The organism is Curtobacterium sp. PhB136 (genome assembly GCF_004346855.1).
Taxonomy (GTDB): domain Bacteria; phylum Actinomycetota; class Actinomycetes; order Actinomycetales; family Microbacteriaceae; genus Curtobacterium.
This window is the reverse complement of the sequence record NZ_SMGH01000007.1, coordinates 45895-58672: the sequence shown is the minus strand read 5'-3', so window position 1 is coordinate 58672 and position 12778 is coordinate 45895. Positions and strand designations below refer to the sequence as shown.

Below are 12778 nucleotides of genomic sequence, written 5' to 3'. Positions count from 1 at the left end.
GGTGCCTTTCAGGAGACGGTCAGGAGCTCGGCGCCACGTTCCGTGACGACGAGGGTCTGTTCGAACTGTGCGGTCCAGGACTTGTCACGTGTGCTGACGGTCCAGTCATCGGCCCAGATGTCGGCCTCGATGCCGCCGAGGGTGAGCATCGGTTCGATCGTGAACACCATGCCGGGTTCGATCACGGTGTCGAAGTGGGGGGCGTCGTGGTGGGGGATGATCAGCCCGGAGTGGAACGCCCGACCGACGCCGTGGCCGGTGTAGTCACGGACGACGCCGTAGCCGAAGCGCTTGGCGTAGGACTCGATGGCGCGGCCGATGACGTTCACCTGGCGGCCGGGAGCGACCGCGCGGATGCCGCGGTTCATTGCTTCCTCGGTCCGGGTGACCAGGTCGACGACCTCGGGTGCCGCCTGTCCGACGACGAACGTGCGGTTCGTGTCGCCGTGCATGCCGCTCTTGTAGGCGGTGATGTCGATGTTGACGATGTCGCCGTCCTGCAGCACGGTGTCGTCCGGGATGCCGTGGCAGATCACCTCGTTCACCGAGGAGCACAGCGACTTCGGGTACCCGCGGTAGCCGAGCGTGGAGGGGTACGCCCCGTGCGCGACGATGTACTCGTGGCCGATGCGGTCGAGCTCGTCGGTGGTGACGCCCGGCCGGATCGCGGCACCGACGGCGTCGATCGCGCGGGAGGCGATCTGCCCGGCCGCACGGATCAGCGCGACTTCGTCGGGCGAGTACGTGTCACCGAGGCCGTGCTCGTGCGGCTCCACCCGGCCGACGTACTCCGGCCGCTCGATGTCCTTCGGGACGGGCCGCTGCGGGGAGATGCGGCCGGCGGTCAGGTGTCCGTGTTCGTCCCGGGGCATGCGCTCCACTCTAGCCGCGCCGCGAGGGTACGTTTGGCGGCATGAGCGACGAGCGCATCGAGTCCCAGTGGTGGTTCAACGAGAAGACCCACGCGGTCGAGCAGGGGCCGCAGTCCCCGCAGCGTGACCGGATCGGCCCGTTCGAGACGCGGGAGGAAGCGGCCAACGCCCTCCAGCGCATCCAGGCCAACAACGAGAAGTGGGACGAGGAGGCCTAGGCGGTACCCCGGCCGGACGGGCGGTACGTGATCGGCAGGCGCCGGTCGCGACCGAAGGCCATCCCGGAGATCTTCGGTCCGATCGCGCCCTGCCGCCGCTTCCACTCCGAGCGGTCCACCAGCCGCGTGACCTCGGCGACGGTGTCCGCGTCGAACCCCGCGGCCACGATGTCGGCCGCCCCCTGCGCCTGCGTGACGTAGCGGTCCAGGATCGCGTCGAGCACCTCGTACGGCGGCAGCGTGTCCTGGTCCTCCTGCCCCTCGCGGAGTTCGGCGGACGGCGGCTTCGCGATCGAGTTCTCCGGGATCGGCTCGGTCTCGCCGCGGGCGACCGCGAGCGCGTTCCGCCACCGGGCGAGCTCCCACACCGTCGTCTTCGGGACGTCCTTGATCGGTGCGAACCCGCCGACGGAGTCCCCGTAGATCGTGGAGTACCCGACGGCGAGCTCGGTCTTGTTGCCCGTGGTGAGCACGAGGTGCCCGTCGAGGTTCGAGAGCCCCATCAGGATCAGCGCCCGCACCCGCGCCTGGATGTTCTCGGCGGCGAGGCCGGTGAGTGCCAGTTGCGCGTCGAAGGGCGCGACGAGGTCGGCGATCGGCTCGGTGCGGTACTGCAGGCCGAGCCGTGCGGCGACGTCGTCGGCGTCGGACATCGAGTGCGACGACGACCACCGCGACGGCATCGACACGCCGACGACCTGTGACGGGCCGAGTGCGTCGACTGCGATCGCGGCGCACACGGCGGAGTCGATCCCGCCGGAGAGGCCCAGGACGACCGACCGGAAGCCGTTCTTCTGCACGTAGTCGCGGGTGCCGAGCACCAGCGCGTCCCAGATCGCGGCGAGGTCGGACGGCAGGACGGCCACGTCCCGTGGGAGCGCCGGACGCTCCGCGAGCGACCCAGGCGTCGAGTTCGGGGTGTCCAGCGCGACCCGCTGCACGTGTTCGGTGACGAGGGCCTCCGAGCGGGCCGGTGCCGGGTCGACGTCCACCAGCAGCAGGTGCGTGCGGAACTGCGGTGCCCGCGCCAGGATCGTGCCCTGCTCGTCGACGACGACCGAGTCGCCGTCGAACACCAGGTCGTCCTGTCCGCCGACGATGTTGACGTAGGCGACGATCGTGTCGGACTCGGTGGCCCTGCGGGTGACGAGCGGCAGCCGGACCTCGTCCTTGTCGGCCACCCATGGTGACGCGTTCACCACGAGGAGCAGGCCGGCGTCGGCGTCGAGCACCCGGGCGACCGGGCCGCCGTCCCGCCACAGGTCCTCGCAGATGATGATCGCCACGTCGACGTCCGCGATCCGGGCGACCAGCAGGTCGGAGCCCGGGATGAACACCCGGTACTCGTCGAACACGGAGTAGTTCGGCAGGTGGTACTTCGCCGTCGTCGCCACGACGCGCCCGTGCTGCAGGATGCTCGCGCAGTTCTTCGCGATCGCGGTCGGGGCCGTGCTGACGTCGACGGCCCGCGGCTCGAACGGCCCGTCCGGGTGGCCGACGACGACGGGGACGTCGCCGAGTCCCTCGTCCGCCAGCTGCACGGCGAGCGAGGACACGGCGGCCCGTGCGGCGCGCAGGAAGGACGGACGGGACGCGAGGTCCTCGATGGGGTACCCGGAGATCGCCATCTCGCCGACGGCGACCAGGTCGGCGCCGTGTGCGGCGGCGGAGCGGACGGCGTCGAGGATCCCGGCGGCGTTCCGGTCGAAGGCGCCCACGACGGGGTTCGTCTGGGCGAGTGCCAAGCGGAGACGGGGCATGACCACTAGCCTATTGAGCACGGTCCCCGGAGGGCCGTGGTGGAACGCGGAAAGGGCGTGCATGGACAAGCAGACGGACTTCGTGCTCCGCACCATCGAAGAGCGGGGCATCAAGTTCATCCGACTCTGGTTCACGGACGTCATCGGGACCCTGAAGTCGGTGGCGATCGCCCCGGCCGAGGTCGAAGGCGCCTTCGCCGAGGGCATCGGGTTCGACGGCTCCGCGATCGAGGGACTCAGCCGCTCCTACGAAGCGGACGTGCTGGCGCACCCGGACCCCTCGACGTTCCAGATCCTCCCGTGGCGCGGTGAGATCGACCCGACCGCGCGGATGTTCTGCGACATCGCGACGCCGGACGGGCAGCCCGCCGTGGCCGACCCCCGCAACGTCCTGAAGCGCACGCTGGCCAAGGCGAGCGACCGCGGGTTCACGTTCTACACGCACCCCGAGATCGAGTTCTACCTGCTGAAGGACCGCGACTGGAAGGACGGCGGCCCGAAGCCCGTCGACCAGGCCGGCTACTTCGACAACGTCCCCGGCGGCAGCGCGCACGACTTCCGTCGCCGCGCCGTCCGGATGCTCGAGGACCTCGGCATCTCGGTGGAGTTCAGCCACCACGAAGCCGGTCCCGGCCAGAACGAGATCGACCTCCGCTACGCCGACGCGCTGACGATGGCGGACAACATCATGACGTTCCGCACCGTGGTCAAGGAAGTCGCGATCGAGCAGGGTGTCTACGCGACGTTCATGCCGAAGCCGATCTCCGGGCAGCCCGGTTCCGGCATGCACACGCACGTGTCGCTGTTCGAGGGCGACCAGAACGCCTTCTACGAGCCCGGCGGCGAGTACCAGCTCTCCCCGACGGCGAAGCACTTCATCGCCGGCCTGCTCAAGCACGCGCCGGAGATCACCGCGGTCACGAACCAGTTCGTGAACTCGTACAAGCGGCTCTGGGGTGGCGACGAGGCACCGTCCTTCGTGACGTGGGGCCACAACAACCGCTCCGCGCTCGTCCGCGTCCCGCTCTACAAGCCGAACAAGGGCCAGTCCTCGCGCGTCGAGTACCGCGGCATCGACTCCGCGGCGAACCCGTACCTCGCGTACTCGCTCATCCTCGCCGCCGGCCTCAAGGGCATCGAAGAGGGCTACGAGCTCCCCGCTGAGGCCGAGGACAACGTCTGGGGCCTCACCGACTCGGAGCGCAAGGCCCTCGGGTACGCGCAGCTCCCGGCCAGCCTCGACCACGCGCTGTCCCTGATGGAGGACTCCGAGCTCGTCGCGGAGACCCTGGGGGAGCAGGTGTTCAACTTCGTGCTCCTCAACAAGCGGCAGGAGTGGCAGCGGTACCGCGACCAGGTCACGCCGTTCGAGCTCGACACCAACCTGGGCATGCTCTAGCGCCCATGAGCAGCTCCGCGCCGGCCATGGGCAGCTCCGCGCCGGTCCCGGCCGCAGCATGACCGGCCGGACGAAGACGTCGCGGTCCGAGTTGGCTCGGCTCGGCTTCGCGGACCTCTCGGAGAGCCTGGAGCGGCTTTCCGAGCTGGAGGCCCGGTTCGGCTCCGACCTGCGGGTCACGGTGCACGAGTGGCCGGGTCTCTGGGAGTCAACAGCCGATCCCGACGGCGCACTCCGCCTGCTGGAGCGACTCATGGAGTCGCACCAGGACGCACTGCGGCCCGTCCTCGCGGACGACGCGGCGACCGAGCGCCTGGTGCGTCTGGTCGGTGCGTCCGTGGGGCTCGGTGAGTTCTTCCAGCGTCGGCCGGCCGAGCTCGCGCTGCTGCTCGACCCGGTCACGTCACCGTGGACGCAGGCCGCCTACACGGCGTCCCTGACGGAGGCCGTCGACGGTGCGACGGGGGAGCCCGCGCGGATGCGGCTCCGGGTGCGGTACCGGCGGCACCTCGCGCAGATCGCCCTCTTCGACGTCCTGAACGTCTCGCCGACCGAGGCGTTCCCGGCCGTCGCCGCCGGGCTCGCCGACCTCGCCGGCGCCGCGCTCGACGTCGCGGTCGACGTCGCCCGGCGCGAGGTCCCGTTCCCCGCCGCCGACGTCGCGGCCACCCCGCTCGCGGTGATCGCGATGGGCAAGGCGGGTGCCCGCGAACTCAACTACGTCAGCGACGTCGACGTCATCTTCGTCACCGAACCGACCGCGGATCCGACCGACGGCGACGCTGGCGGTGGAGTGGACACCGACAAGGCCGTCCGCATCTCGACCCGGATCGCGATCGCGGCGACCCACGTCATCACCGACCTCGCGGCGGAACCCGCGCTGTGGGAGGTGGACGCGAACCTCCGGCCGGAGGGCAAGGACGGTGCGCTCGTCCGGACGCTCGACTCGCACCTGGCGTACTACGAGCGCTGGGCCCGCGAGTGGGAGTTCCAGGCGCTCCTCAAGGCGCGTCCGATCGCCGGGTCGGTCGACCTCGGTGAGCGCTACGCCCTCGCGGTCGCGCCGTTCGTGTGGCGGTCCTCGAAGCGTCCGGGGTTCGTCGAGTCCGTGCAGCGGATGCGCGAGCGGGTCACGGACAACATCCCGGACGCCGAGGTCGACCGGCAGCTGAAGCTCGGCCCCGGCGGCCTCCGCGACGTCGAGTTCACGGTCCAGCTCCTGCAGCTCGTCCACGGCCAGGACGACGAGCGGGTGCGCGTGCGGTCCACGCTCGAGGCGATGGACGCCCTGACCGAGGCCGGCTACGTCGGACGCCCCGAAGCGGCACGGTTCGGACCGGACTACGCGCTCCTCCGCGTGCTCGAGCACCGGATCCAGCTCCGGCGCCTGCAGCGCACGCACCTGATGCCCTCCGACGAGGACGAACTCCGCGTGCTCGCGCGGTCGAGCGGCCTGGCCAACTCCGCATCGGCGCTCGAGACCCGGTGGCGCTCGGTGAAGCTCGAGGTCCGCGGGCTGCACGAGCGTCTGTTCTACCGCCCACTGCTGTCCGCGGTCGCAGCGTCCGACGGCGACATCGTCCTCACGAGCGAGCAGGCCAGGGACCGCCTCGGCGCGATCGGCTTCGTCGACCCGGACGGCGCCCTCAGTCACATCCGCGCGCTGACGCAGGGCACCTCCCGGCGCGCGGCGATCCAGCGCAACCTGCTCCCGGTCCTCCTCCGCTGGATGGCGGAGGGGCCGGCACCCGATCGCGCCCTCCTCGCCTTCCGCCGCCTCAGCGACACGCTGGGGGAGTCCAGCTGGTTCCTCCGGATGCTCCGGGACTCCTCGGGCGCCGCCCACAGCCTCACGACCGTGCTGTCCGAGTCGGCGTTCCTGTCCGGGCTCCTGGAGCGCTTCCCCGAGGCCGTCGCCTGGCTCGACGAACCCGAGACGCTGCTGCAGCCGCGGCCGCTCGTCTCCCTGCTCTCCGAGGTCCGGGCGACCACCGGCCGCCACGGTGACGACGTCGACGCGGCAGCGAGCCTGATCCGCTCGATCCGCCGGCGGGAGACCCTCCGGCTCGGCATGGCCGGGACGCTCGGGCGGCTCGACGTCGACCAGCTCGGCCCGGCGCTCAGCGACATCACCGAGGCGACGCTGACCGGCGCGCTGGCCCTCGCGCGGCGGGACGCCCCGCCCGGTCTGGAGTTCGGCATCATCGCGATGGGGCGCTACGGCGGCCGTGAGCTCGGCTTCGGATCCGACGCCGACGTGCTCTACGTCTACCGCGCACCCGAGGACGTGGGGGAGCGCGCGCCCCGCGCCGCGCAGGGCATCGTGCGCGAACTGAACCGGATCACCGAGGACGCGATCCACCCGCTCGACCTCGACATCGACCTCCGGCCGGAGGGCAAGAACGGCCCGGTCGTCCGCACGCTCGAGTCCTACGGCGCCTACTACGCCCGCTGGTCCCTGACGTGGGAGGCCCAGGCGCTCCTCCGGGCCCGCGGCGCGGTCGGCGACGAGGCGCTGCTGCGGGACTTCGAGCACCTCGCCGACCGGACCCGCTACCCGGCGCAGATCGCCGAGCGCGAGGTCCGCGAGGTCCGCCGGATCAAGGCACGTGTGGAGTCCGAGCGGCTGCCACGCGGCGCCGATCCCGCTCGGCACCTCAAGCTCGGGCGCGGGTCCCTCAGCGACGTCGAGTGGTTCGTGCAGCTCCTGCAGTTGCAGTACGCCCTGACGGTGCCGGCACTCCGGACCACCTCGACGCTCGACGCCCTCGACGGGGCCGTCGCGGCGGGCCTGGTCGCGCCCGAGGACGGCGAGCGCCTGGCCGCCGCCTGGCGGTTCGCGTCCCGCACCAGGAGCGCCCTGGTGCTCTGGTCCGGCAAGACCACCGACGTGCTGCCGGTCGACCGGACCCAGCTCGAGGGCGTCGCCCGGCTGATGGAGTACCCGCCCGGCTCCGCGACACGCCTCGAGGAGGACTACCTCGGCGTCACCCGTCGTGCACGTCAGGTGTTCGAGCGCGAGTTCTACGGCGTCTGACCGCCCCCGCGACACGCCCGAGATGCCGATCTCGGGATGAAGGTGACATGTCGTCGAAGGTTAATTCCTCGTGTCGCGAACCGTCCCCCGGTTCGCACGGCGCTGTACCCCTCTGTCCTGTCCCGATCGCGCCGTTACCGCACCGTTACGAACCATGCGGAGAACCGCACCGACCGTGGCTCAGCGCGTCGGCGGCATGTGCCGCAACCACAGCCTGACCAGGCGTTTCCCAGGAACGCGCACCGGGCCTCCAGGCGGTCGATCTGAGCCGATCCGCGTCGTGACGGGCATGTTGCAGTCCGCACATGTGCTGACAGCATCGGAGGGGACAGGAGTAGTGGGGCCGGAGGGGGACCACGGTGTACCCCGTAACGCAATGGAAACGCCCCCGGAAGGGGGCCACGTTGCACCGGCCGCCTCCGAGATGCATCAATGGGACCACCCGAACCGACCCCCGATTTCCCGATGAAGCGGAATCACCACCCCGAACGTTGAAGCAGGGATCGATGTTCACCTTCATTCTGCAGATCAGGCAGATGGTCGACGGGCACCCCGAGTTCTACCTGTTCACCGTGTACTCCATGGTGATCTGGTTGCTCTGGCTGCTCAAGGTCGTCCTGTCCGCCCGTTACCGCCCCTTCACCGGCACGTACACCGGGACGACGAGTGTCGTCGTCCCCGTGGTGGACGAGCCACTCGACCTCTTCCGGGACGTCATCGGCCGCATGGTCGAGCAGCGCCCCGGCGAGATCATCGTCGTCATCAACGGCGCACGCAACGAGGCCCTCGAGGAGGTCTGCGACGAGTTCGCACCGCTCGTCCGCTGGACCCACACCCCGATCCCCGGCAAGCGCAACGCCGTCAAGGTCGGCACCGAGATGTCGAACGGTGACATCACCGTCCTCGTCGACTCGGACACCGTCTGGACGCCCGGCACGCTCGAAGAGCTGCTCCGTCCGTTCGCGGACGAGTCCGTCGGTGGCGTCACCACCCGCCAGCGCATCCTCGAGCCCACCCGCTCCTGGATCACCCGCTGGGCGGACTGGCTGGAGAACTCCCGCGCGCTGTACTCGATGCCCGCGCAGAGCGTCCTCGGCCAGATCGGTTGCCTCCCCGGTCGCACCATCGCGTTCCGGCGGAACATCCTCATGCGCGTCATGGACAAGTTCATGGGCGAGAAGTTCATGGGCGTGTTCCTCGAGGTCTCCGACGACCGCACGCTGACGAACCTGACCCTCAAGGAGGGCTACCGGACCGTCTACCAGTACACGTCGCTCGTGTACACGGACGCTCCGCTCCAGGTGAAGAAGCTGTTCAAGCAGCAGCTCCGCTGGGCCCGCGGCTCGCAGTACAACACGCTGCGCATGATGCCGTGGATGCTCGGACACGCCCCGCTGCTGGCGCTCTTCTTCATCACCGACATCATCCTGCCGTTCATGCTCTTCGGCGTGATCGCCGGCTGGATCTACCGCGCGATCACCGGCCAGGGGGAGAACCTCTACCAGGGGATCCTGCACCAGTACGGCTTCTCGACGGGCTTCGTCTACGTCGCCGGCCTGATGGTCGTGTCGAGCGTGCTCAGCATGGCGATCCGGCAGATGCGGCACCTGGCGGAGAAGCCCAGCGACTTCCTGCGCCTGCCGATGTTCATCATCGTGTCGACGTTCTTCCTGATGCCGATCCGGCTCATCGGGTTCTTCCGTCTCGCCCACGCCAGCGGCTGGGGCACCCGTGCCGGTGCCTACGCCGGTGGTCCGATGGAGACCGAGCCCGCGCAGCCGCAGGCCGTCGCGACGCAGACCCCGGTCAGCCCGGTGGACCGCGCCGCGTACGCCACCGACGACGCGTACGACCAGGCCGCAGCGGACCGCGCGTTCGACGACATCTTCGGCGCGGGTGCCGGTTCCGGCTCCGGTCTGGACGTCTCGACCAACTCGACGACGACCGTCCTCGCGACCCGTCGTGAGGCGGCAGCGGCTGCGGCCGGTGCACCGGTCGCGACGGCCGCTGCGGCGACCGCTGCGGCGACCGGCAAGCCGGTCAAGGTCCGTCGCTACAACCCCTACGCGGCGATCCCGTACGTGATCGGCATCGCCATCTTCGCCCTGGAGGCTCTCGCCATTGTCTGACCTCTTCCGCTCCACCAGTACGTGGTGGGCACCCTCCAGCAAGCACGCCAAGCGCACCGCGGTCGGCACGGCCGCGATCGTCCTGGCGCTCGCACTCATCACCTGGTCCGTCTGGATCTCCCCGTCGAGCCCGGTCTCCACCGCGGTCCACCACGCCCTCGGCGTGAAGACCGCGCAGGAGAAGGCGGTCGACGCGGACGCGCTGCAGCAGAAGCTCGACGCGGCCCAGCAGCAGATCTGGAAGCTCGAGGGGCAGCTCAAGTCCTCGACGGCCCAGTCCGGCTCGCGCGGTGACCAGGTCGCGCAGCTCAAGGCGCAGATCGCGTCGTTGCAGTCGCAGCTCGGGTCCGCCAAGTCGGCCGCCGGTTCCGGCAAGAGCGGGACGGGAGGCTCGTCGGGCTCCGGCACGTCGGGTTCCGGTTCCTCGGGCTCGGGCTCGTCCGGCTCGGGTTCCGGCTCGTCCGGTTCCGGTTCCTCCGGGTCCGGCTCGGGTTCCAACGGCTCCGGGAACGGTGGCGGTGTCACCAACCCGAACACCGGTCCGTCCACGGATCCGTCCACGACCGACCCGGTCGCGGTGCCGACCAAGGCCGAGATCATGTCCCAGCCGACCCGCTGGTACGGGCTCTACACCGAGCAGTCGCCCTTCAACTGGTCCGAGTACGACCAGGTGTCGCAGAAGGTCGGCAAGGCCACGAACATGGTCGGGTTCTTCCAGGGCTTCGACCAGGACTTCAACGCCAGCGCCGTCCAGCGTTCCTGGGCCAACGGCCGGCTGCCGATGATGACCTGGGAGTCCGCCCCGGCGACGACCGGCAACGACGAGCCCTACGTGGCGGGCTACACGAACGCCGACATCATCTCGGGCAAGTTCGACGCCTACCTGACGAAGTACGCCAAGGCCCTCGCGGCCAACGGCGAGCCGATGGTGATCCGCCTCGACCACGAGATGAACGGCCAGTGGTACAACTGGTCCGAAGCCTCGAAGCAGGGCAACGCCGCCGGTTCCTACGTCGCCATGTGGAAGCACGTGCACGACGTCTTCCAGCAGAACGGTGCCAACGACTACGTGGTGTGGGACTGGTCCCCGTCGCGGATCGACAAGCTCGGCAACACGAAGTACCAGACCGTCGCGTACATGGAGAACTACTACCCGGGTGCCGAGTACGTGGACTGGGTCGGCATGAGCGGCTACTACCGCGACGCCACCGAGGCCCCCACGTTCGAGAACACCTTCGGCGCGACGCTCGCCCAGATCAGGCAGATAGCGCCGGACAAGGGCATCGTCCTCAACGAGATCGGCGCCACCGAGACCGGCGGCACCGTCTCCAACAGCCAGAAGTCGGAGTGGATCACCTCCCTCTTCGACGCCCTGGCCGAACCGGCGAACTCCGACATCATCGGCTTCGCGTACTTCAGCGAGACCGCCACCACCATCGTCGACGGTGAACGTGTCACCAACGACTGGCGGCTCACATCCCGCGCCGACAGCCTCCAGGCCTTCGTGGACGGCATCTCGCGCAACGACATCGACTACGACCTGCAGGAGGTCACCCAGTGAGTGCTCCGAAGAAGCCCCAGTCCTCGTCCACCAGCGCCGACGTCCGTCCGGCACCCGTGATCAGCGTCATCGGCACCGGCTACCTCGGCGCCACCCACGCGGCCGCCATGGCCGAGATGGGTTTCGAGACCATCGGCGTGGACGTGGACCCCGCCAAGCTCGCGGCGCTGTCCGCGGGTGAGGTCCCGTTCTACGAGCCCGGGCTGCCCGAGCTCATCACGAAGCACGTCGCGACGGGTCGGCTCCGCTTCACCGCCGACATCGCCGAGGCAGTGGCGGCCGCTGACGTCCACTTCGTCTGCGTCGGCACCCCGCAGAAGGCCGGCTCCCACGCCGCGAACCTGACCTACGTGGAGAGCGCCACCCGCGGCGTCGCCGAGAACCTCACCCACCCGGGCCTCATCGTCGGCAAGTCGACGGTGCCGGTGGGCACGGCCGCACGACTCCGTGGCATCGTCCGCGAGTTCGCGCCGGCCGGCATCAGCGCCGAGCTGATCTGGAACCCGGAGTTCCTCCGCGAGGGCAAGGCCGTCGACGACACGCTGCACCCGGACCGCCTGGTCTGGGGCGGTGCGTCCGAGGCCGCCGACGCCGTCATCCGCGAGGTCTACGCCGCCCCGATCAGCGAGGGCACCCCGGTCATCACGACCGACCTCGCCACGGCCGAGCTCGTCAAGGTGAGCGCGAACGCGTTCCTCGCGACGAAGATCTCGTTCATCAACGCGATCTCCGAGATGTGCGCGATCACCGGCGCCGACGTCACGACGCTCGCCGACGCCCTCGGGCACGACGCCCGCATCGGCCGGAAGTTCCTGAACGCCGGGCTCGGCTTCGGTGGCGGCTGCCTGCCGAAGGACATCCGCGCCCTCATGCACCGCGCGAACGAGATCGGTGCCGAGCGCGTCGTCGGCCTCATGCAGCAGGTCGACGAGATCAACATGGGCCAGCGCCAGCGGGTCATCGACATGGCGATCGAGTCCGCCGGCGGATCCGTCCTGAACCGTCGCGTGGCGGTCATCGGCGCGGCGTTCAAGCCGCTCACCGACGACGTCCGCGACTCGCCGGCGCTCAACGTCGCCGCGGCGCTGCACCTCCGCGGCGCCCAGGTCACGCTCTGGGACCCGGAGGCGATGGACACCGCGAAGCGCTCCTTCCCGACGCTGAGCTACACCACGTCGATGACGGACGCGATCGAGGGCGCCGACATCGTGCTCGTCCTCACCGAGTGGGACGACATCATCGAGGCCGACCCGGTCGCCCTCGCGAACATCGTCGGGCGTCGAGAGGTCATCGACGCCCGCAACTGCCTCCCGGTCGAGCACTGGGTCAAGGCGGGGTGGACCGTCCGTTCCCTGGGACGTCCCACTCCGGTCACGGGTGCACCCGTGAGCGTGGCGGCAGGGATGCACGACTCGTTGGCCACGAGCCGCTAGTTCCCGCAGCAGACGGGGTCCGTGCCGGGGCGGCGCGGGCCCCGTTCGTGCGTCCGGGCGCGGGTCGTTCCGCGCGTCGGCGTGGGCCCTTCCGTGCCCAGGGGTGGGTCGTTCCGCACGTAGGGGTGGGTCGTTCCGCGCGTAGGGGGTCGAATCGCGCGTAGGGGGTCGAATCGCGCGTAGGTGGTCGTTCCTTTCGACTGCCGACGCGCGTTCCCGCTTTCCAGCGCGGGTGTTGTGGGTCGGATCGTGACTGCCTGGAGGCCCGGTGCAGGTCCGGCGGACCGGCACCGGGCCTCCAGGCAGATGCGTCCACCACACACGAAGGGCCCCGCACCTGACGGTGCGGGGCCCTTCGTGTGTGCCGTG

The 12778-nt window shown here is 70.1% G+C and carries 8 protein-coding genes; 6 read left to right on the top strand and 2 right to left on the bottom strand.

What is annotated here, in order from left to right:
- Positions 1-8: 8 nt before the first annotated feature.
- On the bottom strand, positions 9-872 hold the full coding sequence (gene map, locus EDF27_RS12280) for a type I methionyl aminopeptidase (RefSeq protein WP_132049058.1): 864 nt from the start codon (positions 870-872) through the stop codon (positions 9-11).
- A 41-nt stretch (positions 873-913) separates the two neighbouring features.
- Here map and EDF27_RS12275 point away from each other — a divergent pair, with 41 nt between their 5' ends.
- Complete coding sequence (locus EDF27_RS12275; protein WP_123653242.1) at positions 914-1090, top strand: SPOR domain-containing protein; 177 nt, start codon at positions 914-916, stop codon at positions 1088-1090.
- Here the strand turns inward: EDF27_RS12275 and EDF27_RS12270 are convergent.
- Positions 1087-2850 (bottom strand): NAD+ synthase, encoded by a 1764-nt coding sequence (locus EDF27_RS12270; protein WP_132049056.1) that lies wholly within the window; start codon positions 2848-2850, stop codon positions 1087-1089. The two genes, EDF27_RS12275 and EDF27_RS12270, sit on opposite strands and share 4 nt — an antisense overlap.
- Before the next feature lie 61 nt (positions 2851-2911).
- Between EDF27_RS12270 and glnA the strand changes: the two genes are divergently transcribed.
- The 5 genes from glnA to EDF27_RS12245 all read left to right on the top strand — a co-directional run bounded on the left by glnA (position 2912) and on the right by EDF27_RS12245 (position 12409).
- Complete coding sequence (gene glnA, locus EDF27_RS12265) at positions 2912-4249, top strand: type I glutamate--ammonia ligase (protein WP_123653244.1); 1338 nt, start codon at positions 2912-2914, stop codon at positions 4247-4249.
- A gap of 58 nt (positions 4250-4307) precedes the next feature.
- On the top strand, positions 4308-7286 hold the full coding sequence (locus tag EDF27_RS12260; RefSeq protein WP_132049054.1) for a bifunctional [glutamine synthetase] adenylyltransferase/[glutamine synthetase]-adenylyl-L-tyrosine phosphorylase: 2979 nt from the start codon (positions 4308-4310) through the stop codon (positions 7284-7286).
- A 506-nt stretch (positions 7287-7792) separates the two neighbouring features.
- Positions 7793-9415: a glycosyltransferase family 2 protein gene (locus EDF27_RS12255; RefSeq protein WP_132049052.1), complete on the top strand. Its 1623-nt coding sequence runs from the start codon at positions 7793-7795 to the stop codon at positions 9413-9415.
- Positions 9408-10976, top strand: a complete 1569-nt coding sequence (locus EDF27_RS12250; RefSeq protein WP_123653247.1) for a glycosyl hydrolase — start codon at positions 9408-9410, stop codon at positions 10974-10976. The genes EDF27_RS12255 and EDF27_RS12250 overlap by 8 nt, the downstream gene beginning before the upstream one ends.
- A complete protein-coding gene (locus tag EDF27_RS12245; RefSeq protein WP_260235714.1) occupies positions 10973-12409 on the top strand; it encodes a UDP-glucose/GDP-mannose dehydrogenase family protein in 1437 nt (478 codons plus the stop codon). The genes EDF27_RS12250 and EDF27_RS12245 overlap by 4 nt, the downstream gene beginning before the upstream one ends.
- The last annotated feature ends 369 nt before the right edge of the window (positions 12410-12778 follow it).

Excerpts from the sequence above, each read along its gene's own strand:
- EDF27_RS12270 (WP_132049056.1), bottom strand. The coding sequence starts at position 2,850 with ATGCCCCGTCTCCGCTTGGCACTCGCCCAGACGAACCCCGTCGTGGGC.
- map (WP_132049058.1), bottom strand. The coding sequence starts at position 872 with ATGCCCCGGGACGAACACGGACACCTGACCGCCGGCCGCATCTCCCCG.
- EDF27_RS12260 (WP_132049054.1), top strand. The coding sequence starts at position 4,308 with ATGACCGGCCGGACGAAGACGTCGCGGTCCGAGTTGGCTCGGCTCGGC.
- glnA (WP_123653244.1), top strand. The coding sequence starts at position 2,912 with ATGGACAAGCAGACGGACTTCGTGCTCCGCACCATCGAAGAGCGGGGC.
- EDF27_RS12275 (WP_123653242.1), top strand. The coding sequence starts at position 914 with ATGAGCGACGAGCGCATCGAGTCCCAGTGGTGGTTCAACGAGAAGACC.
- EDF27_RS12255 (WP_132049052.1), top strand. The coding sequence starts at position 7,793 with ATGTTCACCTTCATTCTGCAGATCAGGCAGATGGTCGACGGGCACCCC.